Annotated in this window: 24 protein-coding genes; 11 read left to right on the top strand and 13 right to left on the bottom strand. The window is 64.9% G+C overall.

Annotation, left to right across the window (positions count from 1 at the left end):
• Positions 1-3 precede the first annotated feature (3 nt).
• From CH281_RS08440 to CH281_RS08430, 3 genes are read right to left on the bottom strand one after another with little or no spacing between them, the layout of a single operon-like run.
• A complete protein-coding gene (locus CH281_RS08440; protein ID WP_094693724.1) occupies positions 4-2,370 on the bottom strand; it encodes an FdhF/YdeP family oxidoreductase in 2,367 nt (788 codons plus the stop codon).
• 48 nt (positions 2,371-2,418) lie between these two features.
• On the bottom strand, positions 2,419-2,679 hold the full coding sequence (locus CH281_RS08435) for an acyl-CoA-binding protein (RefSeq protein WP_032364582.1): 261 nt from the start codon (positions 2,677-2,679) through the stop codon (positions 2,419-2,421).
• A gap of 28 nt (positions 2,680-2,707) precedes the next feature.
• Positions 2,708-3,277, bottom strand: a complete 570-nt coding sequence (locus tag CH281_RS08430) for a TetR/AcrR family transcriptional regulator (RefSeq protein WP_027494540.1) — start codon at positions 3,275-3,277, stop codon at positions 2,708-2,710.
• 23 nt (positions 3,278-3,300) lie between these two features.
• Here CH281_RS08430 and CH281_RS08425 point away from each other — a divergent pair, with 23 nt between their 5' ends.
• Together CH281_RS08425 and CH281_RS08420 are read left to right on the top strand one after the other, a co-directional pair.
• The gene (locus CH281_RS08425; RefSeq protein ID WP_048316774.1) at positions 3,301-4,233 is read left to right on the top strand and encodes an oxygenase MpaB family protein; all 933 of its coding nucleotides are present in this window, start codon (positions 3,301-3,303) and stop codon (positions 4,231-4,233) included.
• 28 nt (positions 4,234-4,261) lie between these two features.
• Positions 4,262-5,044: an alpha/beta fold hydrolase gene (locus CH281_RS08420; RefSeq protein WP_094693722.1), complete on the top strand. Its 783-nt coding sequence runs from the start codon at positions 4,262-4,264 to the stop codon at positions 5,042-5,044.
• Positions 5,045-5,096: 52 nt separating this feature from the next.
• On the opposite strand, the gene CH281_RS08415 is transcribed toward CH281_RS08420, so the two are convergent.
• Positions 5,097-6,413 carry a class I SAM-dependent methyltransferase gene (locus tag CH281_RS08415; protein ID WP_027494537.1) on the bottom strand — a complete coding sequence of 439 codons (1,317 nt, stop codon included), beginning with the start codon at positions 6,411-6,413 and terminating at the stop codon, positions 5,097-5,099.
• Positions 6,410-7,855: an FAD-binding oxidoreductase gene (locus tag CH281_RS08410; protein ID WP_179274144.1), complete on the bottom strand. Its 1,446-nt coding sequence runs from the start codon at positions 7,853-7,855 to the stop codon at positions 6,410-6,412. Before CH281_RS08410 ends, CH281_RS08415 begins: the two co-directional genes overlap by 4 nt.
• A 258-nt stretch (positions 7,856-8,113) precedes the next feature.
• Between CH281_RS08410 and CH281_RS08405 the strand changes: the two genes are divergently transcribed.
• Positions 8,114-8,548: an SRPBCC family protein gene (locus CH281_RS08405; protein ID WP_094693995.1), complete on the top strand. Its 435-nt coding sequence runs from the start codon at positions 8,114-8,116 to the stop codon at positions 8,546-8,548.
• Here the strand turns inward: CH281_RS08405 and CH281_RS08400 are convergent.
• Positions 8,545-9,195, bottom strand: a complete 651-nt coding sequence (locus CH281_RS08400) for a hypothetical protein (protein WP_143544774.1) — start codon at positions 9,193-9,195, stop codon at positions 8,545-8,547. The two genes, CH281_RS08405 and CH281_RS08400, sit on opposite strands and share 4 nt — an antisense overlap.
• Positions 9,196-9,327: 132 nt before the next feature.
• On the opposite strand from CH281_RS08400, the gene CH281_RS08395 reads away from it, so the two are divergent.
• The 3 genes from CH281_RS08395 to CH281_RS08385 all read left to right on the top strand — a co-directional run bounded on the left by CH281_RS08395 (position 9,328) and on the right by CH281_RS08385 (position 11,417).
• On the top strand, positions 9,328-9,666 hold the full coding sequence (locus tag CH281_RS08395) for a YbaB/EbfC family nucleoid-associated protein (RefSeq protein WP_027494533.1): 339 nt from the start codon (positions 9,328-9,330) through the stop codon (positions 9,664-9,666).
• Positions 9,667-9,675: 9 nt separating this feature from the next.
• Positions 9,676-10,284, top strand: a complete 609-nt coding sequence (recR, locus tag CH281_RS08390) for a recombination mediator RecR (protein WP_027494532.1) — start codon at positions 9,676-9,678, stop codon at positions 10,282-10,284.
• A gap of 125 nt (positions 10,285-10,409) precedes the next feature.
• The gene (locus tag CH281_RS08385; RefSeq protein WP_094693716.1) at positions 10,410-11,417 is read left to right on the top strand and encodes a type IV toxin-antitoxin system AbiEi family antitoxin domain-containing protein; all 1,008 of its coding nucleotides are present in this window, start codon (positions 10,410-10,412) and stop codon (positions 11,415-11,417) included.
• A gap of 32 nt (positions 11,418-11,449) precedes the next feature.
• Here CH281_RS08385 and CH281_RS08380 read toward each other — a convergent pair whose 3' ends face one another.
• From CH281_RS08380 to CH281_RS08370, 3 genes are all read right to left on the bottom strand, one after another.
• Complete coding sequence (locus CH281_RS08380; RefSeq protein WP_094622898.1) at positions 11,450-12,160, bottom strand: type 1 glutamine amidotransferase; 711 nt, start codon at positions 12,158-12,160, stop codon at positions 11,450-11,452.
• The gene (locus CH281_RS08375) at positions 12,153-13,415 is read right to left on the bottom strand and encodes a Mur ligase family protein (protein ID WP_032373778.1); all 1,263 of its coding nucleotides are present in this window, start codon (positions 13,413-13,415) and stop codon (positions 12,153-12,155) included. Before CH281_RS08375 ends, CH281_RS08380 begins: the two co-directional genes overlap by 8 nt.
• Before the next feature lie 154 nt (positions 13,416-13,569).
• Positions 13,570-14,466: an EamA family transporter gene (locus tag CH281_RS08370; RefSeq protein ID WP_032364573.1), complete on the bottom strand. Its 897-nt coding sequence runs from the start codon at positions 14,464-14,466 to the stop codon at positions 13,570-13,572.
• 72 nt (positions 14,467-14,538) lie between these two features.
• Here CH281_RS08370 and CH281_RS08365 point away from each other — a divergent pair, with 72 nt between their 5' ends.
• On the top strand, positions 14,539-15,450 hold the full coding sequence (locus CH281_RS08365; protein WP_032384094.1) for a LysR family transcriptional regulator: 912 nt from the start codon (positions 14,539-14,541) through the stop codon (positions 15,448-15,450).
• Here CH281_RS08365 and CH281_RS08360 read toward each other — a convergent pair.
• The 3 genes from CH281_RS08360 to CH281_RS08350 form a co-directional block, all read right to left on the bottom strand.
• A complete protein-coding gene (locus CH281_RS08360; protein WP_094693714.1) occupies positions 15,419-15,796 on the bottom strand; it encodes an SHOCT domain-containing protein in 378 nt (125 codons plus the stop codon). The genes CH281_RS08365 and CH281_RS08360 overlap by 32 nt on opposite strands.
• Before the next feature lie 208 nt (positions 15,797-16,004).
• A complete protein-coding gene (leuA, locus tag CH281_RS08355; RefSeq protein WP_032364570.1) occupies positions 16,005-17,816 on the bottom strand; it encodes a 2-isopropylmalate synthase in 1,812 nt (603 codons plus the stop codon).
• 152 nt (positions 17,817-17,968) lie between these two features.
• Positions 17,969-19,657, bottom strand: coding sequence for an FUSC family protein (locus CH281_RS08350; RefSeq protein ID WP_143544773.1), 1,689 nt, complete (start codon positions 19,655-19,657; stop codon positions 17,969-17,971).
• 136 nt (positions 19,658-19,793) lie between these two features.
• Between CH281_RS08350 and CH281_RS08345 the strand changes: the two genes are divergently transcribed.
• Positions 19,794-21,059, top strand: a complete 1,266-nt coding sequence (locus tag CH281_RS08345; protein WP_027494523.1) for an aspartate kinase — start codon at positions 19,794-19,796, stop codon at positions 21,057-21,059.
• A 2-nt stretch (positions 21,060-21,061) separates the two neighbouring features.
• A complete protein-coding gene (locus CH281_RS08340; RefSeq protein WP_032364568.1) occupies positions 21,062-22,084 on the top strand; it encodes an aspartate-semialdehyde dehydrogenase in 1,023 nt (340 codons plus the stop codon).
• A 49-nt stretch (positions 22,085-22,133) separates the two neighbouring features.
• Here CH281_RS08340 and CH281_RS08335 read toward each other — a convergent pair whose 3' ends face one another.
• The gene (locus tag CH281_RS08335) at positions 22,134-23,204 is read right to left on the bottom strand and encodes an ABC transporter ATP-binding protein (protein WP_032364567.1); all 1,071 of its coding nucleotides are present in this window, start codon (positions 23,202-23,204) and stop codon (positions 22,134-22,136) included.
• 117 nt (positions 23,205-23,321) lie between these two features.
• Between CH281_RS08335 and CH281_RS08330 the strand changes: the two genes are divergently transcribed.
• Positions 23,322-25,139, top strand: coding sequence for a multicopper oxidase family protein (locus CH281_RS08330; protein ID WP_094693710.1), 1,818 nt, complete (start codon positions 23,322-23,324; stop codon positions 25,137-25,139).
• 148 nt (positions 25,140-25,287) lie between these two features.
• The gene (locus tag CH281_RS08325; RefSeq protein WP_094693708.1) at positions 25,288-25,689 is read left to right on the top strand and encodes a DUF6855 family protein; all 402 of its coding nucleotides are present in this window, start codon (positions 25,288-25,290) and stop codon (positions 25,687-25,689) included.
• Positions 25,690-25,773: the final 84 nt, after the last annotated feature.

Below are 25,773 nucleotides of genomic sequence, written 5' to 3'. Positions count from 1 at the left end.
CGCTCAGCTCAGGTGATGCGGCTGGGGGTGCGACTTGTGCCCCTCGTCCGAGCCCTCGTTGTCCTGATGACCGTTCGACGTGCCCTGCGCTCCTGTTCCCGCCGGAACCATCGAGATGATCACCGACTTCGAAGTAGGGCAGTTGCTCTGCAGCGCAGTCGAATCCAACGGAATCAGCGGATTGGTCTCGGGGTAGTACGCAGCAGCCGACCCACGCGGGGTGTCGTACTCGACGATGCGGAACGACGGCGCGCACCGTTCCACGTCGTCGTCGTCCCACTTGGTGACGAGATCGACCATGTCGCCGTCGCGGAAGCCGAGCGTCGAGATGTCTTCTCGGTGCACGAAGATGACGCGTCGGCCGTTCTCGATTCCGCGGTAGCGATCGCTGAGGCCGTAGATCGTCGTGTTGAACTGATCGTGGCTGCGCAGCGTCTGCAGAATCAGATGGCCGGACGGAACCTGCAGCACGTCGATCGGCGAGACGGCGAATTCGCCCTTGCCGCTATTGGTTTCGAACGTCCTGCTGTCGCGAGGGGGATGCGGAAGGACGAAGCCGCCGGGTCGTCGAACATTGACCTCGTACCCTTCGCAACCGGCGACGACGCGCGAGATGTGCGTGCGAATGTTGCGGTAGTCGTCGCGGAAACCCTTCCAATCGAGACCGTATCGATCACCGAGTGTCGCCTCGGCGATTCCGCTGACGATCGCGACCTCCGAGCGCAGGTACGGGCTCGCGGGCTTCAGCGGTCCTCGTGACGAGTGCACCGAGCAGGTGGAGTCCTCCACCGAAATCCATTGCTCACCACTGGCTTGCACGTCCTTCTCGGTGCGTCCGAGGGTCGGCAGAATGAGAGCCGTCTCGCCGCACACGAGATGCGAACGGTTGATCTTCGTGGAGATCTGCACGGTCATGCGCATCTTGCGCAGCGCCTCGAACGTGACGTCGCTGTCGGGCGTCGCCTGTACGAAGTTGCCGCCGAGGCCGAGGAAGAAATGGGCCTTGCCGTCGCGCATGGCGCGGATCGAGTCGACGGTGTCCAAGCCGTGCTCACGGGGCGGCTCGAAGTCGAACTCCGCCGCCATGGCGTCGAGGAAGGCCACCGGAGGGCGCTCCCAGATGCCCATCGTTCGGTCGCCCTGCACGTTCGAGTGGCCACGGACGGGAAGCAAACCGGCACCGGCCTTACCGATGTTTCCTTGCGCGAACGCGAGATTGGTGACTTCCTTGATGGTGGCGACGGCATTGCGATGCTGCGTCAGACCCATCGCCCAGCAGAAGACGGTGGCCTTGGAGTCGCGCAGCATCTCGGCGGCCTCGGTGATCTGCTGCATCGACAGACCGGTGACCTCGGTGACGAGATCGAAATCGACCTCGGCAACGTGTGCCTTCCACTCGTCGAATCCGACGGTGTATTCGCCGAGGAATTCGTGATCGAGGGCGTCCCACTTCACCAACAGCGCCCCGAGGGCCTGGAACAGAGCGAGGTCGCCGTTGAGCTTGATCGGCAGGTGCAGATCCGACAGATCGGTACCGGGACCGACCATGCCGCGCGGGGTCTGGGGGTTCTTGAAGTTCAGCAGTCCCGCTTCGCGAAGGGGATTGATGGACAGAATCTTTGCGCCGTTCTGCTTCGCCAGCTCGAGGGCGGAGAGCATACGCGGGTGATTCGTGCCGGGATTCTGGCCGGCCAGGATGATCAGTTCGGCGTTGTGAACGTCGTCGAGCGTGACGCTGGCCTTGCCGATGCCGATGGATTCCTGCAGCGCGATGGACGTCGACTCGTGACACATGTTGGAGCAGTCGGGCATGTTGTTGGTGCCGAACGACCGAGCGAACAACTGGTAGATGAACGCGGACTCGTTGGACGCACGACCCGAGGTGTAGAAGATGGCCTCGTCCGGGCTGGCCAGGCTCTTCAACTCGTCGCCGATCAGACGGAACGCATCGTCCCATTCGATGGGCTCGTAGTGGCTGCCGCCGGGGAGCTTGATCATCGGATGCGTGATGCGGCCTTGCTGACCCAACCAGTGTTCGGTGTGCGCATCGAGCTCGGCAATGCTGTGCTGCGCGAAGAACTCCGGAGTGGCTCGCGTCGTCGTCGCCTCCTCGGCGACGGCCTTGGCACCGTTCTCGCAGAACTCGGCGGCGTGCCGATGACCCGGATCGGGATCGGGCCACGCGCAGCTCATGCAGTCGAAGCCCTCGGCCTGGTTCAGCTTGAGGAGCGTCTGCGCGGTGCGCTTGGGACCCATGTGTCCCAGCGCGCGCTTCATCGACACCGCGACGGCGGTGGCACCTGCCGCATGGGTCTTCGGCTTCTCGATGTCGAGCTCGGCCTCGTCGACGTCGCTGTCGGTGCGTCTCATGCGGGTCCCTTCGTTGCGTTACCCCCGCCCTCGACCATAGCCGTAGGCTCAGCCGGCGAGGAGTGCGGTCACCAAATCCACGTACTGCTGTTTCGCCGAATCCTGGCTCGTGCCTTCGAGCTTCGCCCAGGCATCGAACTTTGCGCGGTTCACCATGTCCAGCCGTCCGGGACGCTTACCCGTCACGTCTCCGATCGAACCTTGCTTGAAGAGCGAGTACAGGCGCAGCAGATCGTCGTTGCTCGGCTTGGACGTGAGCTTCTTGACGTCAACCTGCGCATCGGCGAACGACTGGTCGAGATCGGACATGAACGAGCTCCTTCGGCTGTAGGTGCCGTCATCCTTGCACGGCGGCCTGCTCGAGGATGCGTATACAGTGCGCGACCAGAGCGTCGCGAGTGGCGTCGAGGGTGCCGTCCAGAAAACCGATGAACAGAGCCGTCAACGCGCCGACGGTTCCGACGGCGACGAGCTGCCGGTCGGCGGACTCGGGTAGCCGGGCACGAACCAGTTCGACGAACCCGGGCAGCAGGTCGAGTCCGCGTCGGCTCAGCGCAGGTTCGGCCAACGGAGCGATCAGCAGCACTCGTCCCATCCGAGGCTCGTCGACGACGATTTCGACGAACGCCCGGACGGGCGCGGCCACGGCGTCCTTCGGTGGTGCTCCGGCGACGGCGTTCTCCAGGGCCTCCTGCGCCCGAGCCCCTACCCAGGCGTAGACCGCGCGAACGAACGTGTCGCGATCGGTGAAGCTCTCGTAGAAGTAGCGCTCGGTGAGTCCGGCTGCGCGGCACACGGCGCGCACGTTGACCGCAGGTCCCTCCTGCGCGCCGAGGAGTTCGATCCCCGCATCGAGCAACGCGTCGTATCGCATGGATCTGCGCTCTTCCAACTGTTGACCACGCATGTTGTCGAGGCTACTTTGACAACATGCGTAGTCAGTTCGATCGACCTGTCCCACTCGGTCCCGACTCGCTCACCTGGAAGTACTTCGGTGACTGGCGGGGGATGTTGCAGGGCGTGTGGGCGGGGTCGATGCAGAACATGCACCCGGGCCTCGGAGCGGGCGTCGAACAGCATTCGACGTTCTTCGACGAGCGATGGCAGCGCCTCTACCGCTCCCTGTATCCGATCGGGGGAGTGGTGTTCGACGGCGACCGCGCCGAGGAAACCGCCCGCCAGGTTCGCGGCTACCACAACGACATCAAGGGAATCGACTCGAAAGGGCGCACGTATCACGCCCTCGATCCCGACACCTTCTACTGGGCACACGCGACGTTCTTCATGGGCACGGTGCTCACCGCCGACCGTTTCATGGGCGGACTGACCGAAACGCAGAAAGTGCAATTGTTCGACGAACACGTGCAGTGGTATCGGCTCTACGGCATGAGCATGCGATCGGTGCCCGAGACCTGGGCCGAATTCCAGAAGTACTGGGAGCACATGTGCACACACGTGCTCGAAGACAACATGGCTGCACGTGGAGTGCTGGATCTGTCCGCGCTCGGCCCGCCACCGTATGCCTCCTGGCTGCCGGAACGAGTGTGGGCCGTGCTGCGCAGGCCGGTGGCATCGTTGTTCGTCTGGATCACCGTCGGGCTCTACGACCCGCCCGTCCGGGAGCTACTGGGATACACGTGGTCGGAGCGGGACGCACGACGGTTCGCGGTGTTCGGCGGGGCGGTGAACCTGGCGTTCGGGCTGGTGCCGCGTCGTCGCCGACTCCATCCGCGCGCCCGGGCCGGCTGGGATCGCGTGGCGGGCCGCAGGCCGGCAACGGCTCCTCTGGTGCACACGCCTGCCCGCAATCTGCCGCCGGCGCAGCGTCGCTCGCACCCGTCGCACTACAGCCCGAAAGTGTAGGTTTCCGGTCTCCGGGTACAACGCGGGTATGTACAACGTCAGAACTGGCAGCGGGTCGCCGCTGGTCCTCGTCCACGGGCTCGGGTCCTCGCACCGCAACTGGGATCCGATCGTCCCGGCACTCGCGGAGCACCGCGAGGTCATCGCCCTCGATCTCCCCGGGTTCGGACGGACACCGCCGCTGGCCGACGTGTCCATCGCGTCGTTGACCGATGCCCTGCGCGCGTACCTCGACAGCGAGGGATTGTCCGACGCCGATCTCGTCGGCAGCTCGATGGGCGCGCGGATGGTCGTCGAGCTGGCCCGACGGGGTCACCGGGGGTCGATGGTCGCCCTCGACCCGGGCGGCTTCTGGAACGACCGTCAGGTCAAGGTGTTCGGGGCGACCATCACCGCATCGCTGGCGTTGATGAAGCGGGCGCAACCGCTGGTGCCCTTCCTGGCCGGGAACCCGATCACCAGAACCGCTGCACTGGCGCAGTTCTCGGCCGCGCCGTGGAAATTGCCGAGCGGACTGGTCGAACGGGAGCTGAAGGGCTTCTCTGCCAAGACTTCACCCTCGCTCGATGCCGCTCGCAAGGCGCTGACCCACGGGCCGAAGCAGCAGGGTGCCCCGAAAGGTTCCCTGCAGGGGTCGCTGCTCATCGGCTGGGGCCGTCAGGACAAGGTGACGACGCCCAGCCAGGCAGAGGTGGCAATGCAGCGTTTCCCCGACGCCACCCTGCACTGGTTCGACAAATGCGGACACTTCCCGCACTGGGACCAGCCGACCGAAACCGTCCGAGTCATCCTGCGGGCGACCGGTCGCTAGCTCCCATGTGAGTGGAACTTCGACCCCTGCTACGAAGTTCCACTCACAAGGCTCAGCCGTTCCACCACGGACGCAGAGGTACGTCGGCCTGACCTTTCGGTCCCAGTTTCACGGCCAGAACCTGGTGCAGCTGAACGACATTGCGCTCGAATCCCAGACGGGACCCGGCCATGTACAGTCCCCAGACACGGGCGGTTCCCTCGCCGGCCTCGGCGACGCACGCATCCCAATTGTCCACCAGGTTCTGACACCACCCAGCGAGGGTCAGCGCGTAGTGCTCGCGCAGGTTCTCCTCGTGCCGGACCTCGAGGCCGACGTCCTGGATCTCGGTGATGATGCGACCCGATCCGGTCAGCTCCCCGTCGGGAAAGACGTACCGGTCGATGAAGCTGCCTGCCTTGGCGTGCGCGCGGTTGTCGGGCCGGGTGATCGAGTGGTTGAGCAGTCGACCACCGTCACGCAGCTTGGACTGGATGAACGTGAAGTACGCCGGGTAGTTGCCGACTCCGATGTGTTCGGTCAGCCCGATCGACGAGATCGCGTCGAAATTCGTCTCGGGCACGTCGCGGTAATCGGAGAAGCGAACCTCGGCGAGGTCCGCAAGACCCTCGTCTTCGATGGCCTTCTGCGCCCACGAGGCCTGCTCCTGCGAGAGTGTCACACCGATGACCTGAACTCCGCGTCGCGCTGCGTAGCGCACCATCGAACCCCAGCCGCACCCGATGTCGAGCAGGCGATCACCGGGCTGCAGACCCAATTTGTCGAACACCAACCGATACTTGTTCTCCTGCGCGGCCTCCAGAGACTGCTCGACGTTCTCGAATGCCGCACAGGTGTACGTCATCGAGGGACCGAGGACCATCTCGTAGAACCTGTTCGACACGTCGTAGTGGTGGTGGATCGCTTCGGCATCGCGTGTCTTGGAATGCCGCAGACCTTCGGCGATGCGACGCCACCGCGGAATCGCCTCCTGGGGCGGAGGAGCGATGGGACGCAGCACGTCCCAGCCGAGCGACCGAGCGATCGAGGTCAAGGTCATGGCCGACGGGCGGCGGAAATGGAGCTCGTCGCCCATCAGCGCGAGCAGTTCGTAGGGATCACCGGGATGAACACCGGTGGCCTCCAGGTCGCCGGAGACATAGGCTCGGGCCATGCCGAGATCACCGGGAGCTGTTGCGAGATAGGTGGTTCCGCGTGGGCTCTTGAGGTTGAGGCCGATCTTGGCATCCTCGGGGCCGGCCACGCTGCCGTCGTACGCGGTGAAACGCAGGGGAATGTTGCCGTCGGAGATCAGCTCGAGGATCTCGGAGATCTTGAGTTTCTGTGGCCCGTTCACCGTGCGATTGCCGGAGTCCTTGAACGTCGTCATTTGCGCTGCACCGCCTTCGAGTACAAATCCAGCAATCGGGATTCGGGATCGTATTTCTTCTTCAGTTCTCTGTATTTCTCGCCGCCGTAGAGAACGGCGAATTCATCCTCGGTGTAGTAAGCATCCGAGTACAGCGATTTATGCCCCTCGAACTCGGTGACCTTCTTCTCGATGGCGCGGTTCGCGGCACCCTCGGGTCGACCGGGCACGATCGGCACCGACGACCAGAAGCCGATGTTGACGTAGGTGCGCTTGGGCTCGAGCGGGTACAGCGGCCACGGCCGGGACGGATCGGCTCCGGGGGCGGCCGGTTCGCGAAGACGCAAGGGGCACAACCACAACGGCTCGATCGGAATCTCGTCGAGAAACCAGCGTACGAATCCGGCGGTGTGTTCGATGGGAACCTCGACGTCCTGTACGACGCGTTCGCGCGGCGGATGTCCCTTGCGCTTCTCGAGTCGATCGGCGATGTCGTACTTGCGATCGAGGCCGATCAACTTCCAGTAGAAGCTGCTGCGCCGGTACTTGCGCGGCCAGAAGCGTCGGATCCGGGGGTTCTGGGTTCCGAACGCACGCGAGCACCAGAACCAGTCGGTGTCCCAGCGCCACAGGTAATCGTGGATGGTGAGCCGATCGGTCTTCGGAGTGTCCGACGAATGCTGGATCGAACGGTAGTAGATGTCGGCACCGGTGTAGTCGCTGACGGGTCCGGGCTCGTCGGTCTGAACCCCGAGAGTGAGGTAGCTTTCGTCGGCGCTGAAGACGACGCCGTCCAGGTACTGAACGTCGATGCCGTCGTACTCACGCCGAGCGACGATGGTGTCCATCGTGGCCTGAAGCGCGTCCAGATCGTGGAATCGCAAGTGGCGCAGGGCAACGAACGGAAGTACCGGCTCGAGTTCGATCTTCAGCCGCGTCGAGTAGCCGAGAGTGCCGTACGAGTTGGGAAAGCCCCAGTACAGGTCCGCGTGTTCGCCCTCGGGTGTTGCCGTGAGGATCTCACCGCTACCGGTGAGGACGTCGATCTCGAGTACCGACTCGTGCGGAAGCCCGCTGCGGAACGACGTCGACTCGATGCCGAGTCCGGTGACCGCGCCGCCGAGGGTGATCGTTTTGAGCTGCGGAACGACGAGAGGGGCGAGGCCGTAGGGCAGCGTCGCGTCGACCAGATCCTCGTACGTGCACATCCCCGCCACGTCGGCGGTGCGAGCCGCGGGATCGACGGTGACGACCTTGCTCAATCCCGAGACGTCGAGTCCCGGCGTCTTCGAGGTCGTCCTGGCCCGAAACAGGTTGGACGTCTTCTTAGCCAGACGCACCGTCGCGTCGGTCGGTATTGCGCGATAGCTGCGAAGCAACTTCTCGACACCCGACCGATGCGCTGCGTAACCGCTCTCCCTCGGTTCTGGCCGGCGTCCGAGAAGAGCATTCACTGAAGCCACGAGTAGACGCTATATCTCGTACTGCTCGGTATCCACCGAAGCTGCCGACGGTCCGGTGAAACTTCACGCAACTGTTGTCGAATCGGCTGGCTCAAACAGAACTATTCGGACAAATGGTTGCATCATGCATGTGTTTTTTGATGACAGCTCATCGTATGTGAACCACCTCACACACCCTCGGCGGCAGTGCCGAGATCGGGAGCGACGCGAGGCAGGATGGAGAACGCAACCCCAATCGACTCGAAGGAGAACGTTCTCGTGGCTCAGGTCAGCGCATCCAGTTCCGCCACCATCGCCACCACACCCGATCAGGTGCTCGCCGCGCTCGCCGACTACGAAACCGTGCGGCCCCGCATCCTTCCCGAGCAGTATCGCGACTACCGGGTGGTGCAGGGCGGACAAGGCGACGGCACCGTGGCCGAATGGACCCTGCAGGCCACCGAGAAGCGAGCGCGCAACGTGAGCGCATCCGTCACGGTCTCCGGCTCGACCATCACCGAACGCGACGCCAACTCCTCCATGGTCACCACCTGGACCGTCGCCCCCGAAGGCAACGGCACCGTCGTCACCACGACGACCGAGTGGACGGGCGCCGGAGGAATCGGCGGATTCTTCGAGAAGACGTTCGCGCCCCTCGGATTGAAGAAGATCCAGGCCGCGACCCTCGACAACCTGCGCCGCGAGTTGATCTAGACCCGCTCGAAATCCGGCTCTTCGATCAACGCCAACGTGCCGACCACCACGGTGCGCATCGACCACAGAAACATCCCGTCGGGTCCACGGTCGACCGTGTCGTAGGCCCCCGGCAGGGTGTCGAGGTCGGTGCGCGCCGCGATCGCGTCGTCGTACTCACGGTCGCGGCGATCGACGTTGTACACCATCTGCGCCAACGCCAGTGCATGTTCGCTGACGGTGATGACGGCCCACGTAGCCTGCTTGGAAGTCAGTTCGTACCGCACTCGATATCGGGTCTGCACGGTGTCGGCCATGCGCAGCGCGTCGACGGAACTGGGAGTCAGTCCGATCAGATACTCGGCGATGCCCGGGTTCTCGAGTACGAGCACCCGCAACGCGGAAGAAAGTCCCAGCAACGCGTCGTGCATCGACTCGTCGTCTCCGGGGAGCGGCGGCGACCAGCGTCGCAGGATCTCCTCGGCGACCAGGGCCTTGAGTGCGGTCGGGCCGTCGATGTTGTTGTAGATCGCGACGATCGATACGCCCAGCGCGTCGGCGACCGACTTCACCGTCACCTTGGGCAGCGTCAGAGCGATGCCCGCCTCGGCCATGGTTTCGGGAGTCACTCGGCGCTTGCGAGGGGTCGAGCTCGCCGGCGCGTTCATGCCCTCAGGCTACGTGGGCTCAGAACTGACGGAACGTCAGCCGAGTGTCGAACCCGATCGTGCGGTCGAACGTCTTCCGACACCGTGCGACTACGCTGGAGGTTGCTTCGACCCACGCGAGAGGACGGCACAGTGCAACCCGGTGAACAGCCCGACATGGCCTCGATTCTGCAGCAGGCTCAGCAGATGCAGCAGCAACTGATGGCGGCACAGGCGGAGATCGCCGAAACCGAGGTCACCGGCCAGGCCGGCGGCGGACTCGTCGTGGCGACCGTCAAGGGAACGGGCGAAGTGGTCGGACTGACCATCGACCCCAAGATCGTCGATCCCGACGACGTCGAGACACTGCAGGACCTGGTGATCGGTGCCATCGCCGACGCGTCGAAGGCAGCGCAGAACGTAGCGAGCGAGAAGCTCGGCCCCCTCGCAGGCGGTCTCGGCGGCGGCTCCCTCGGACTACCCGGCTTCTAGGCGAGACGAGTGTACGAAGGTCCCGTACAGGATCTGATCGACGAGCTGGGAAAGTTTCCCGGAGTCGGTCCGAAGAGCGCTCAGCGTATAGCGTTTCACCTCCTGGCCGTCGAGCCACCCGAGGTCGATCGCCTCATGCGCGCGTTGCAGCGCATCCGCGACGGCGTGCAATTCTGCATCGTCTGCGGGACCGTATCGGACAAGGAACTGTGCCGAATCTGCGCCGACTCCCGACGCGACAGGTCCATGATCTGCGTCGTCGAAGAGCCCAAAGACGTTCAGGCCGTGGAACGTACGCGCGAATTCAAAGGCCGATACCACGTACTCGGCGGAGCGCTCGACCCACTCAACGGAGTAGGCCCCGACCAGCTGCGCATCCGAGAGTTGTTGACCCGCGTGGGAACTCAGGACGACGGCGTCGACGTCACCGAGGTCATCATCGCCACCGACCCCAACACCGAGGGCGAAGCAACGGCTACGTATTTGGTTCGGATGATGCGCGATTTCCCCGGTCTCGCCATCACCCGTCTCGCCTCCGGCCTGCCGATGGGCGGAGACCTCGAATTCGCCGACGAACTGACACTCGGCCGAGCTCTCACCGGTAGGCGTCGTATGTAGAGCGGCTTCGCCGCACGTGCGTGGAAGTTCGTAGCAGGGGTCGAGTTTCCACTCACGACCCTTTCTATCCACAGCCTGTGGATAGATTCTGACGCGGTCACCGTAAACCGGCCATCCTGAGATACATGAGGACGAGACCGGCGGGTGCCTGGCAGCGACTACTGGACGATCAGCACGGAATCATCACCACGAAACAAATGCACGAGAACGGGGTCAACAAGGACTCCATCGACCACTGTGTGGAAACCGGGCAGTGGCTCCGGGTGTTTCGTGGAGTCATATCGGTGACCAACGGACCGCTGACTCGTGAGATGCAGCTGTCGGCGGCATTGTTGTTCGCGGGCCGGGGAGCGTTGCTCAGCCACACCACCGCCGCTGAGGAGTGGGGGTGGCGGCGGGTCAGTTCTGGGCCGGTTCATCTCACCGTTCCCTACGGGTGCTCGGCAATCAGCAGGCCGCCGACAATGCGACACGCCAAGCAGAACTTCACGTCGGAGAGCAATGAACAAATTCATCCCGGCGTGATCGTGCACCGTTCCCGAGCCATGAGCCACATCGGCGTCGAGACGAATCCGGCGCGAACGAGCTCTGCCGACACGGTGCTGGATCTGACAGTCGCGGAACCGTCGTCGAGGCAGGCGGTGATCACGCTGGTTTCAGCGATGTCATCGGGCGGCGTGAACGTTGCGGCAATGACACGCAAGATCGAGGTCCGACGGCCGATGCGCTACCTGAAGGCGATTCTGCACACGTTGGCTCTCATGCGCGACGGGGTCCATTCTGCGCTGGAGCACCGCTACGTGCTCGATGTCGAACAGGCGCACGGACTTCCGGCCGGGAAGCGACAGGCACCGGTCTTCGTCGACGGCCGTCAGCTCTTCGAGGACATTCGTTACGAAATATGCGACCTCATCGTCAGGCTGGACGGCCAGGCTTTCCACTCCGCCAAGCAACGGCGTTTTCGCGATCGACGACGCGACATTGCCGCGGAACTACGAAACCTGCCGCGGCTGATGTACGGCTGGCACGAAGTGACCGAAGACCCGTGCGGTGTGTACCGCGAAGTCCGCGAGGTGCTGGTCAGAGAGGGATGGAACGACTCGTCTTACCCCTGTGAACGGTGCACGTCGTGAGTGGAAAATCGTAGTGGGCTACGAAGTTTCACTCACGTGCGGCGGAGCCGCTCCCTGCGGAGTTGCGTGACCTCGGGGAGGTCGAGGGGAGCAAGAGTAGTGCCCAGCGCCCGTTCGAGTAGGTAGTCCGCCAACTCCGGGTTTCGGGCGAGTACCGGCCCGTGCATGTAGGTGCCCAGCACCGAACCCTGCACGACGCCTTCACGTCCGTCGCCGACACCGTTACCCACCCCGTGCGTGACCTTGGCGAGTGGTGCCGCGTCTAGACCGAGTGTCGTTCCGCCGCGGTGGTTCTCGAATCCACTGAGCTTCTGGGTGAGACCGTCGAGCGTGGGTTCGGTGACGACTTCACCGATGGATCGGGTGGCCTGGGGCGCGGTGGTCACGTCGAAGAGGGAGATGCCGTCGACGCGTTCGCCTGCGGAGGTCTCGTACCAGTGCCCGAGTACCTGAATCGCGGCGCAGATAGCGAGTACCGGCACACCGCGAGCAGCTGCGTTCTGAAGGCCCGGGTATCGGGTGAGGTGACGCGTCGCGAGGCGCTGAGCCGAATCCTCTGCTCCACCAAGGGTGTACACGTCCAACGAATCCGGGACAGGATCGTTGAGCGTGATGTGCACGACCTCGGCGTCGATGTCTCGCATCCGCAGTCGCTGGCGGAGAACGAGGGCGTTGCCGTTGTCGCCGTACGTGCCCATGACGTCGGGCAGAACGAGGCCGATGCGAACGGTGGACTCAGACATCCTTGGTCTCCCGTGCCAGTGCGCGACCGAGATCGCGGAACGCGGTGTAGTTGGCCAGCACTTCGACGCGTCCCGGCGGGCAGGATGCGATGGCCTGCAACGGATCTGCGATGGTGGTGTGCTGCGAACCGGCGTACAGCAAGCGAACGCCCAGGTCGGTCGCGCGTTCACCGGCCGCGACGACGGCGACGTCCTCGAAGTGCTCGAAACGCACGTCCCACAGCCACGACAGGTCTTCACCGTCGGGAACCTGCCCGTTGACGGCGATGACGAGACCGTCGCACGTGGGGTCGATCATCGACAGCGCTTCCTGCCATCCGGCGGGATTCTTGGCCAGAAGCATTCGGACGGAATGCGATCCGTACTGGACGGTGGAGTAACGCCCGGCCACCTCGTCGACTCCCGATGCGGCAGCGACGGCGTCGGCTGGTGCTGCGCCGAGAGTGACGGCTGCGGCCACGGCCTGAGCTGCGTTGCCGCGGTTGGCCTTTCCCGGCAGCGCCAATGTCATCGGTAGAACGAGCCCATCGGGGCCGTAGAGATTCTCGTCGTCGAGCCACCAATCCGGCGTCGGACGCTTGAAATCGCTTCCGGTGCTGTACCAGTGCTCGCCGTCCCAGACGATGGGTTCGCCGGTACGCGGGCAGCTGACGGAGTCGCCGGCCCAGCCGCCGCCCGCGGCGACCCACACGACGTTCGGCGCATCGAATGCCGCCGAGGTGACGAGGACGTCGTCGCAGTTGGCAATGACGACGGTGTCGGGATGACGGGCCAACCCGGCGCGCAGGGCTCGCTCGATCATATTGATCTCGCCGACACGGTCGAGCTGGTCGCGGCTGAGATTCAGCAGCACGATCGCCGCGGGATCGACCGCGTCGGAAACGTGGGGGACGTGGAGCTCGTCGACCTCCAGGGCGGCCAGCTCGGCGTCGAAATGAGCGTGCAGTGCCGCGACGATGCCGGCATCCATGTTGGCTCCGTCGGCCTGGGTGGCGACGTCGCCGAGAGTAGCCAGCGCTGCGGCCGTCATCCGCGTCGTGGTGGACTTGCCGTTGGTGCCGGTGACGATGACGGTGCGCCGCCCACGGCCCAGGCCGCCCAGAATGGTCGGATCGATCTTGAGCGCGACCAGACCACCGATCATCGAGCCTTTGCCTCGGCCCGCCTTGCGGGACGCCCACGTCGCCAGCTCCGCCGCGCGTAATGCCACGCGGCCACGGGCGCCGATACGTCTGCGCTCACCCAGTTCAGCCATCCGCCGAGTCTGGCACAGAAGAGCGTGCAGTTTCACGTCGACGCTTGCTACCCCTCGCTCATTCCGCGGGCTCCACTCCCGTCGCCCCCCCGGGTCATTCCGCAGGCCCCACTCCCGCTACCCCTGGGTCATTCCGCAGGCTCCACTCCCGCCCTCATACCGGTACTTTCTCCAGAACTGGGGCAGGCTTCCTGGCAGCCATTCCGCCCAGGCAGCCGCCGATGACGATCGCTCCGCCGAGCAGGGCCAACAGCGACGGGGTTTCGTCGAGAAACGCCCAGGCACCCGCGATACCGACGACGGGAACCAGCAGCGAGAACGGTGCGACGAGACCGGCCGGGTTGCGGCTCATCAGGATGCTCCACAGGCCGCTGCCCACGATCGTGGCGGGAATCACGATGTACGCCAACGCGACCAGCCCGGGCCAGCCCTGCGAACCGAACGAGTCGGCCAGCGCATGCCAGCCCGTGCTCGGGCCCTCGACGACCGCCGACAGAGCCAACATCGGCACCGGCGGTACGACGGTCATCCAGAGCATCAGTGTCATCGGGGAGTCGGATTTGGCCAGTCGGTTTCCGAGATTGCCGAAGGCCCAGCCCAGACCGGCGAGCAGGGTGAGGACGACAGGAAGCAGGGTGGCGTTCTGGGCGCGATCCCACCCGATGAGAACCATGCCGAGGACGGCCACACCGATGCCGATTGCCTGCCTGCGGCTCACGTGTTCGCGTAACAGCAGCGCGCCGAGAACGACGGTGAACGGAGCGGACGACTGCAGGACGAGCGACGCCAATCCGGTGGGCATGCCTGCCGCCATCGCCGCGAACAGGAAGGCGAACTGCAGGAAGCCGAAGCCGAAACCGTAGAGCAGCAACCATTTGAGGGGCACCTTCGGTCGCGGAACGAACATCACGACCGGAATGGCAATGACCAGAAAGCGCAGTGCCGCGAAGAAGAAGGGCGGAAAGTGGTCGAGCCCGACGCGGATGGCGAGGAAGTTCAGTCCCCACAGAACGGCGACAGTCAGTCCGAGGAGGCGGTCGCGTGTGGTCATGTCATTTATCGTGACGGGCGCAAACAATCAGCACAATCGAATATATCCGCACCAACAGTTAAGATTTTCTGTATGAATGTGGAGCGGCTCCGGATCCTCGCTGAGCTTGCCGACCGCGGAACCGTTGCATCGGTCGCCGAGGCGATGTCGATGACTCCGTCGGCGGTGTCTCAACAGCTCAAGTTGCTGGCGCGCGAGGCCGGCGTGACATTGCTCGAACCGGACGGGCGTCGGCTGCGCCTCACCGACGCCGGGCGGGCGCTTGTACTCAGAACCGACGAGGTTCTCGCTGCCCTCGCCCGCGCCACAGCAGAAATGGATCGCTATCGAGCGTCTCCGCGGGGACGCGTCCGAGTTGCCCTGTTCCCGTCGGGTGCGGCACTGCTGCTGCCCGGGGTCCTGACGCGGTTGGCGGACTCGGACGTCGACATCGATGCGCGCGACGAGGACCTGCCCGCCTCCTCGGTGCCCGAGCTACTCGCCGATTACGACGTGGTGCTCACCCACCGAGACGACCGAGCTCCGTCGACGGCGGGTCCACGGATCGAGGTGACGACCCTGATGCGCGAGCCCATCGATCTGGTGTTGCCTCTCGATCACGCACTGGCGCAGCAAGGCTCGATCGATCTGCGAGACTTGATCGACGAGCGGTGGATCAGCGTTCGCGGCGGTTTTCCGGTCGACGACGTGTTGCTCTCCGTGGCCTCGGTGACCGGAGTGCAGCCGCGAGTTGTCCAACGCATCAACGACTTTCGAGTGACCGAAACACTCGTCGCGGCCGGGCACGGAGTGGCGTTGATGCCGCGCTACGCCGTTGTGCATCCGGGCCTGGTACGTCGAGAGCTCGCCGGCGTTCGAGCCGGGCGAATCTACGAACTCGCGACGAGGACGGATGCGCGGCGACTACCCGCGATCGCCGCTGTGCTCGATGCGTTCGGAGCGGAAGCTACGTTCAGGACAGCGCTTTGGCCTTCAGCGTCGTGAACTCGTCCTGATCGATGGTTCCATTGTCGAGCAACGCCTTTGCGTGTGCGATCTCTTCGGACGCAGATCGACCGGCGACGTGCTTGATGTACTCCTCCTGCTGGTCCTGTGCGTGCTTCAGGGCGGCAACCTGACGCTTGGCCATGTTGCTGCCGTTCACGATGAGGTAGACCAGCGCGGTGAGGAACGGCGCAACGATGAGGAAGAGCACCCACAGGGCTTTGACGAACCCGGATGTCTTGTGGTCCCGAAAAAGATCTCCGATGATCGAGAACATCACCATGAGGTAGGCCACGAAGGCGAACCCGACGATGAGAAGCCAAAGAAAATCCCAGAAAGAATCCATGGCGAACTTCCATTCTCTAAGGTGCCCCGACGGCTGATTCAGTGTGGCATTTGCGGCACCCCGTGCACACGGGTCTTTGGTCCCTTTCGTCGACCGGAAGTCCGCGTGAGCCACACATCGACCGCGCCCGCTTTCGTTTCGTGAGGGCCCCACAACGCAACACGCCGCCCACCCCGAAAGGTGAGCGGCGTGTCGTCGAGCAGCGAAGTTACTTCAGCGCGCGGTTCACGGCCGAGACCACAGCGCGCAGTGACGCGGTGGTGATCGAGGTCGCGATGCCGACACCCCAGACTGTGGTGGCGACACCTGCAGGCGAGGTGACCGAGGCTTCGACGTAGGCGGCGGCCTGGGCGTCGTCGCCTGCGGACAGTGCGTGCTCGGAATAGTCGAGGACGCTGACGTCGTAACCGATGGTGGACAGCGCGTCGACGAACGAAGCGAGTGGTCCGTTGCCGGAGCCGGAGATTTCCTGTTCGACGCCGTCGACCTTGACCGTGGCGGTGATGGTGTCGGTTCCGCCGTCGATCTCGGCGGCCTGTACCGACTGCTTGATGCGCTCGAGCGGACGGATCGGCGTCAGGTACTCCTCGGCGAAGACGTCCCACATCTCCTTCGGCGAGACCTCGCCGCCCTCACCGTCGGTGATGCGCTGGACTGCCTGGGAGAACTCGATCTGCAGGCGACGCGGCAGGTTCAGTCCGTGATCGGACTTCATGATGTACGCGACGCCGCCCTTGCCGGACTGCGAGTTGACGCGGATGACGGCCTCGTAGGTGCGGCCGACGTCCTTGGGGTCGATGGGCAGGTACGGCACCTGCCAGGTGATGTCGCCGATGTCCGAACCCTGTTCGTCCGCGGTGACTTTCATGGCATCGAGGCCCTTGTTAATGGCGTCCTGATGGCTGCCCGAGAACGCGGTGTACACCAGGTCGCCGCCGTAGGGGTGGCGCTCGGCGACGGGCAACTGGTTGCAGTACTCGACCGTGCGACGAATCTCGTCGATGTTGGAGAAGTCGATCTGCGGATCGACGCCGCGGGTGAACAGATTCAGGCCGAGCGTGACCAGGCAGACGTTGCCGGTGCGCTCACCGTTGCCGAACAGGCATCCCTCGATGCGATCGGCACCGGCCTGGTAGCCCAGTTCGGCTGCGGCAACACCGGTTCCGCGGTCGTTGTGCGGGTGCAGAGACAGCACGATGCTGTCGCGGCGATCGAGGTTGCGGCTCATCCACTCGATCGAGTCGGCGTAGACGTTCGGCGTCGCCATCTCGACGGTGGCCGGCAGGTTCAGGATCAGAGGCTTCTCGGGCGTCGGGTCGATGACCGCGGTGACCGCGTCGCACACCTCTTTGGCGTAGCTGAGTTCGGTGCCGGTGTAGGACTCGGGGGAGTACTCGTAGCGCCAGTCGGTATCGGGGAACTTGGCCGCTTCTTCGAGTACCTTGCGAGCACCGTCGGTCGCGATCTTCTTGATGACGTCACGATCGGCCCGGAACACCACTTTGCGCTGCAGGATCGACGTCGAGTTGTAGAAGTGCACGATGACGCTGCGAGCGCCCTCGCACGCGACGAACGTGCGCTCGATCAGCTCCGGGCGGCACTGCGTCAGAACCTGGATGGTGACGTCGTCGGGAATCGCGCCGTCCTCGATGATTTCGCGGACGAAGTCGAAGTCGGTCTGGCTGGCGGACGGGAAGCCGACCTCGATCTGCTTGTAGCCCATGCGGACCAGCAGGTCGAACATGCGGCGCTTGCGCGCGGGACTCATCGGATCGATCAGCGCCTGATTGCCGTCGCGCAGATCGACTGCACACCACTGTGGCGTCCGGTCGATGATCTTGTCCGGCCACGTGCGGTCGGGGAGGGTGACGGGCTCCACTTCCTCGGCGAACGGCCGATAACGGAACGTGGGCATCGAGGAGTTCTTCTGAGTGTTCCACGCTGGCTGGTCGCTGGGAGCGGGCCGCGAGGGCGGGGTGATGGTGCGAGATCCCGAGGTGAATGCGTCGGCTGGTGACATGGTCTTCGTCTCTCCGTACAGATCAGAGCAATGGTGTTCGACCGGCGCAACGAACCCCGCGACGGGAAGCCAGTCTGGTCTCAGACCCCGTCGCGGCTGTTAAGAAGGAGAGCTCGCAGCATGGGGTGAGTGTACTACCGCAGACCGACCGCCTACCCCAGGGTTCGGGAGTCGAATTTTCCGGTCACGGTGTCGTGCCTGCGTTGCCACTGATCGATGTCGTTCGGTCGTCCGACATCGTCCGCGGTCCAACACCGTGCGAGCAGTTCGTATCCGAGGTGGTCGACCTCTGCATGCCTCTCCCACATTCGATGCGCCCAGCGGCGATCGTTGTGCGCCGCTTCGGCTCCCGCGAGCGCGGCACCGACCAGCTCGAACTGGATATCTCGCCGTAGCTCCATAGTGGCTGCCGCCGAGGCTTTTTCGGTTCGGAGGGCCGTCAACAATCGGTCGGTCAACTCCAGAACCCGCCGATCGGACCACAGCAGCGCGCGCCGAAAAGCGCCCGGTAACAACAACCACAGCGCCGCGAAGGCAAGGGCGACACCCACCGCGGTCTCCACCACCCGATCGACGACGATGCCGCCGAGCGGAGCGCCCGGATGCGAGATGGTACCCATCAGTAACGCGAGTGGGGTGATGAACGTGACGGCGAGACCGTAATTGCGCGCAACACTGATCTCGATCGCGAACTGCAGCACCATCAACACCACGATCACCGCAAGACCCGTCAGCGGTGAGAGATAGATCGCCGAGAACAGCACCACTCCGGCCAGCGTTCCGCCGAGCCGCTGCATGCCGCGGTACGTCCCGTGCACACGATCCGGCCCCTGCTGGAGCACCAGGACCGCGCCGAGGATCGCCCAATCCGGCCTGCTCAAACCCAGCGCCACGCTGATGCCGCCGGCACCTGCCGCCGCGCAGAACACCCGGATCGCCGTGGACGCCGCGTGCGAATCTCGATGCAACGACCGCTTCAACCGATACCCGATGCCCGGACGCGCCAGCGGCAGCTGATCTCGTGGCGATTCCACCGCACTTTCCGGATCCGGAAGGGTGCCGGCGCGCGCCCTCGTGGCGGCCGCAAACGCGAGATGGGCGTCGAACAGGGTCTGTACCAGCGCGGGGCGCGAGGTCCCGCGCGTCGACCCGGCCTCGTACACCGCGGCCCACGCCGCGTGCAGACGCGAGGCGGCGGTGTGCCGATCGACGACGGACGCCGTCGGCGATGCCGTGTACTTCTCGATCGCCGTCACGGCCGCACCGACGGCCGCCCGTTCGGGACCCCTCGGGTCACGCACCACCCCGGACATCGCGACCACCAGCGCCGACGCCACCCCGATCGCCGCGCACACGGCACCGCGGGTCGCGCTGATGTCGGCGGCAGGGAGGTACGACGCCACCGCGCACACCAGCACGAAGAAGAAGGCTCCGGGCGGGCCGAGTCGCAGCGCTGCCACGACGTAGACCGCGACGAGAGCGAGAACGGACAACACGGTCACCGGGATCATCCGCGCCCACCCGGTCTCGCCGAAGTCGAGGGCGAGCCGACCGGCCGTCGCGCCCAGCCACACCGAGGCCACCAGGGCGGCCCCTGCGGTCAGCACCACCCACCACCGCGATCGGTAGGGACGGCCCTCGCCGTAGATCACCGCGAAACTGCCCGAGACCACCAGCAGTGCCTCGGTGTGGAAGCCGAGCAGCCACGCCAGGATCGCCGGAACACCGAACGCCAGCGCCGAACGCAGTCCACCGGGCCAGCGCCGGCCGACGGCGGGGAGCCCGAAGAGCACCTTCAGGCCTCGAGCCGGCGGTGGTGGGAGATGTTCGGGAACGGTCACTCGAACATGTTAAGGCAGGCGAGAGGCCCTAAAGTCCCAGCTCGGAGCTACCCGGCCCACTGCTCGGGGCATTCGCTCGGTAAGGTGACCCGCGGACAATCGAACGATTGTCGGCTATCCAGCGGAGGTAAAACGCGTGGCTCTCATCGTCCAGAAGTACGGTGGATCGTCGGTGGGGACCGCCGAACGTATCCGACGCGTCGCTGAACGAATCGTCGAGACCAAGAAGGCGGGCAACGACGTTGTCGTCGTCGTATCGGCGATGGGCGACACCACCGACGAACTGCTCGACCTGGCACAGCAGGTGTGCCCGGCCCCGCCTGCTCGCGAGATGGACATGCTGCTCACCTCGGGTGAACGCATCTCCAACGCACTGGTCGCGATGGCCATCCACTCGCTCGGCGCCGAGGCACGGTCGTTCACCGGTTCCCAGGCAGGCGTCGTCACCACCAGCGTGCACGGCAACGCCAAGATCATCGACGTCACCCCCGGCCGCGTCCGCAGCGCTCTCGACGAGGGCTCGATCGTGCTCGTCGCCGGCTTCCAGGGCGTCAGCCAGGACAGCAAGGACGTCACGACGCTCGGTCGTGGTGGGTCCGACACCACCGCCGTCGCGCTCGCCGCGGCATTGAACGCCGACGTCTGCGAGATCTACACCGACGTCGACGGCATCTTCACCGCAGACCCGCGCATCGTCCCCAACGCACGCCACCTCGAGACCGTCTCGTTCGAGGAGATGCTCGAAATGGCAGCCTGCGGCGCGAAGGTGCTCATGCTGCGCTGCGTCGAATATGCCCGTCGTTACAACGTTCCCGTTCACGTGCGCTCGTCGTACACCACCAAACCCGGAACGATCGTCTCCGGATCTATGGAGGACATTCCAGTGGAAGAAGCAATTCTCACCGGCGTCGCACACGATCGCAGCGAGGCGAAGGTCACCGTCGTCGGTCTGCCCGACACACCGGGCTACGCCGCCAAGGTCTTTCGCGCCGTGGCCGACTCCGAGATCAACATCGACATGGTGTTGCAGAACGTCTCCAAGATCGACACCGGCAAGACCGACATCACCTTCACCTGCCCCAAGGCCGACGGCCCGACGGCAGTGGAGAAGCTCACCAAGCTGCAGGCCGATATCGGCTTCGCGCAGGTGCTCTACGACGACCACATCGGCAAGGTCTCGCTCGTCGGTGCCGGTATGAAGAGCCACCCCGGCGTCACCGCGACGTTCTGTGAGGCCCTCGCCGACGCCGGCATCAACATCGATCTCATCAGCACCTCCGAAATCCGTATCTCGGTGCTGTGCAGCGACACTCAGCTCGACGACGCCGTACGCGCACTGCACGCCGCCTTCGATCTCGGCGGCGACGAAGAAGCCGTCGTGCACGCAGGAACAGGACGATAGCCATGACCACAGTTGCAGTCGTAGGAGCCACCGGCCAGGTCGGTGCCGTTATGCGAACCCTGTTGGAGGAGCGCAACTTTCCCGCCGACACCGTTCGATTCTTCGCCTCCGCACGCTCGGCGGGCAAGAAGCTGCCGTTCCGCGGCGAGGAGATCATCGTCGAGGACGCGTCCACCGCGGACCTCACCGGTATCGACATCGCACTGTTCTCGGCCGGTGCCACGCTTTCGCGTGAGCAGGCACCGCGATTCGCTGCCGCAGGTGCCACCGTCATCGACAACTCGTCGGCGTTCCGCAAGGACTCCGATGTGCCGCTGGTGGTCAGCGAGGTCAACCCCGAGTCCGCGAAGAACCCGCCCCGCGGCATCATCGCCAACCCCAACTGCACCACCATGGCCGCCATGCCGGTGCTCAAGGTGCTGCACGACGAAGCCGGCTTGCAGCGGTTGATCGTTTCGAGTTACCAGGCGGTGTCCGGTAGCGGCCTCGCCGGCGTCGACGAGCTCGCCACTCAGGCACGCGCCGTCATCGACGACGTCGAAAAACTGGTGCACGACGGTTCGTCGGTCGATTTCCCGGCCCCGAACAAGTACGTCGCGCCCATCGCTTTCAACGTCCTGCCGCTGGCCGGCGCGTTGGTCGACGACGGATCCGGCGAGACGGACGAGGACCAGAAGCTACGCAACGAATCGCGCAAGATCCTCGGACTGCCCGACCTGCTGGTCAGTGGCACCTGCGTGCGCGTTCCGGTCTTCACCGGGCACTCGCTGTCGATCAACGCCGAGTTCGCTTCACCGCTGTCAGTGGAACGCGCTCGTGAACTGCTCGCCTCCGCACCGGGTGTCTCGCTGGTCGACGTACCGACGCCGCTGGAAGCCGCAGGCAAGGACGACTCCCTCGTCGGCCGCATCCGTCAGGATCCGGGCGTCCCCGAGGGCCGCGGACTCGCCCTGTTCGTCTCGGGCGACAACCTGCGTAAGGGTGCCGCGCTCAACACCATTCAGATCGCCGAGCTGCTGGTCTGACGTCGTGCGCGTTGTGCGTACCCAGGGGTACGCACAACGCGCACGACGGTCAGTTCAGGCGGTGACCTTCGGCGGAGGCGTCGAAGATGTGCGCATGGGCCTCGTCGATGCGGACGTGAACGCGGTCGCCCTTCTCGGGCGGGCTGCGCCAATCGGCCCGAGCGACAATGGTTTCGGTCCGGCCGTTGATGTCCGCGCGGCCGAACACGAAGGCCTCGGAGCCGAGTTCTTCGACGACGTCGATCTCGAGAGCAATTCCGCTGTCGGCGATTTCGATGTGCTCGGGACGAATGCCGAACATCACCTCGGTCGCGGAACCGAGGGTCTGACGTGGGACCGGGACTACCTGATCGGCCAGGCGGACGCCGCCGTCGGTGACCGGAGCGCGGAACAGATTCATCGACGGTGAGCCCATGAACCCGGCGACGAATGCGTTGACCGGGGTTCGGTACAGCTCACGCGGTGTGGCGCACTGTTGCAGCACACCACCTTTCAGTACGGCGACGCGATCACCCATCGTCATGGCCTCGACCTGATCGTGCGTGACGTAGACCGTTGTGGTGCCGAGCCGACGCTGCAACTGAGCGATCTGCGTCCGCGTCTGAACCCGCAATTTGGCGTCGAGATTGGACAGCGGCTCGTCCATCAGGAACACCTGGGGCTGCCGAACGATGGCGCGCCCCATGGCAACTCGCTGCCGCTGGCCGCCGGAGAGCGCCTTGGGCTTGCGGTCCAGGTACGGCTCGAGGTCGAGTAGCTTGGCGGCCTCCTCGACGCGAGTGCGAATGTCCTCCTTGTTCGCCTTCGCCAGCTTGAGGGCGAACCCCATGTTCTCGGCGACGGTCATGTGCGGGTACAGCGCGTAGTTCTGGAACACCATCGCGATGTCGCGATCCTTGGGTTCGGAATTGGTGACGTCCTTGCCGCCGATGAGGATGCGTCCCGAGTTGACCTCCTCGAGCCCGGCGAGCATCCGGAGCGACGTCGACTTGCCGCACCCGGAGGGGCCGACCAGAACGAGGAACTCACCGTCCTCGATGTGCAGGTCGAGCTCGTTCACCGCGGGGGTGTCGGAGCCGGGAAAAAGCCTGGTCGTGCGCTCGAACGAGATTGTTGCCATGACGAAATAGATCCCTCCACCGGCAGGAACGTGCCGGACGATCCGAGTGTGGGGTGACGGCGGTAGCCGACCAGCACATAGTATGGGCCCCATCACAACCAGGAGGAAGGTGGCCGGGTGAGCGGCTCCGTGTCCAGACGCACCGCCCTACGTGGGCTGGCGGCGGCCGCAGTGGCAGCCGGAGCAGCCGCGATACCCGTGGCGTCGACGACGCGTCGAGCGCTGGCCGACGACTTCCTCCGAGGGCAGAGCCCACTGCTGTTCCATTCGCCGCAGCTGACGCCGTTCCGTGACGAGCTACCGCGGTTGCCGCTGATCAGCGGTACCGAGATCTCCCTCGACGCGCACAGCGCCACCCACTCTTTCCACGCCGATCTCAGGCCCGGGCCTACGTTCGGCTACGGTCAGTGCGACTACCTCGGGCCCACCATCGAATCGCAGCAGGGCGAGCCGTGGACGCTGAAGTACTCCAACACCACCGCAGGCAACCCACTCGCCGCCGACGTAGACACCTCGCTGCACGGCATGAGCGAGATGGATCGCACGATGACGCCGACGGCACTGCACCTGCACGGTGCCGTCACCGAACCCGCGAGCGACGGGCACTCCGAGATGCTGGTGCGCCCGGGTGAGTCGATGACTCACAATTTTTCCGGGCTCAATGATGCTGCCGGGCTGTGGTACCACGACCACGCTATGTCGATGACGCGCATCAACGTCTACGCGGGCCTGCTCGGGATGAACCTCGTCCGTGATCGGTGGGACACCGGCACATCCGACAACGCCCTCGGTCTGCCCTCGGGCGAATTCGAGTTGCCGTTGGTGCTGCAGGAAAAGATCATGAATCCAGACGGCAGCATGAGTATCCGCTCCAATATCACTGTGCCGCAGGGTAAGTGGGAGGGCGGCGGTACCGGCGACGTCGGCGTCGTCAACGGCAAGATCTGGCCGACGATGGAAGTGGCCCGGGGCATGTACCGGCTGCGGCTCGTCAACGCCGGGTCGTACAGCGTGTGGAACCTCTTCTTCACCAACAAGTTACGATTCTGGGTCATCGGAAACGACGGTGGATTGCTCGACGCTCCGGTGGAGACCACCAGCATCCGGCTCGCGCCCGCCGAGCGTGCCGACATCCTCGTCGACTTCGGAGCCGTCGAGGCAGGTGCCCTCGTCGAGCTGCTGAACGACGAGCCTCCGCCCGCGCAGGCCGCGTCCCTCGGAGCCGTCCCGATGCCGATGTTCTGCCAGTTCCGCGTCGCGTCCGCGGCGGGGTTCCGGGGCGGGATGCCGTCGTTGCTGCGCGGCGGAAAGGGGCAGCCGGATCTGTTGCCCGCGTTGCCGACACCCACCTTCACGCGCACCGTTACCGTCAACCAGCCCTCCGGTGGGCTGAACCTCGACATGACGCTGATGAACTTGAACAACCTGCGGTACTCCGACCCGGACATCGAGATGCCCAAGCAGGGCACCGTGGAGATGTGGAACATCGTCAACACGACGGTGGAGCCGCACCCAATTCACCTGCACCTGGCGCACTTCCGGACGCTGGGGCGTATCCCCATCGACCTCGCGGCGTACCAACGCGACTTCCCCCGGCCGACGTTCGGCACCAAATGGGCTCCGCCGGTGGAGAAGTTCCTCACCGGACCCTCGGTGCCGCCGGCCACCTGGGAAGCCGGGTGGAAAGACACCGTCAACACGTACCCGGGCACCGTTACCCAGATCCTCGTTCGATTCCCGACGGCCGACGAACTCGGCTTCGATCCCGACGCCATGTTCGCGGGACCGGCCGCACACCACGGCGGTCACGACATGAGCGGTCACGACATGCCGGCTGCGGGTCCGTCCGAACTGCAGGGGTACATGTGGCACTGCCACATGCTCGACCACGAGGACCACGAAATGATGCTGCGGTACCGCACCGTCGCTCCGTGACGCACGACCCCGAACCTGTCCCGGGTCGAGAGTTGGTTGTATTCGCCGTCAGGTCGGCCCACACTGACCGTGCCGTGTAAGGCAATCACCGTGCTCGGTCGGTCTTTCTGCCCGTCGGCTGACTGCGACAACTGAACGGACCCAGGCCATGACCAGCGGAACGAAATCCGACCCGTGGGCTCTCACCACCGCCCCCGGCACCTCGGCGTACACCATGTACCGTGATCCCGACCACGAGCCACCTGCCCTCGTGTGCCAGGTGGGGTCGACGACTCTTCGATACCGCATCGAGGCAATCGAAGACCTGCACGGTTGGCTCACCGAACGTGGCGACTGGGTATTGCTCGGTGCCGCTGACGAGAAGAAGCCGGCTGCGCCGGACACGGTCGAAGCATGGGGGTGCTCGCCGGACAACCCGGTCGGTGGTTGGTACGGGCTCAGGAACGGATACCGCGGCCGCTTCGGCATGTATTTGCCACCGCTACTCGAAGAGCTCGGCCTTGCAGAGCTCACCCACAATGCGCGGAACAACAGCATGCGCGCGCTGTGACGGAGTCATCGAAAAAGTCTGTCGGTGGGTGGGTATAGCTTTCGTGGGGTGAAGACATGGGGGGATGTGTTCGAGCTCGGGGAC

The organism is Rhodococcus sp. 06-221-2 (assembly GCF_002258365.1).
In the GTDB taxonomy this organism is placed as follows: domain Bacteria; phylum Actinomycetota; class Actinomycetes; order Mycobacteriales; family Mycobacteriaceae; genus Rhodococcoides; species Rhodococcoides fascians.
Note: the sequence above shows the minus strand (reverse complement) of the source record. Positions and strands in the feature narration are given on the sequence as shown.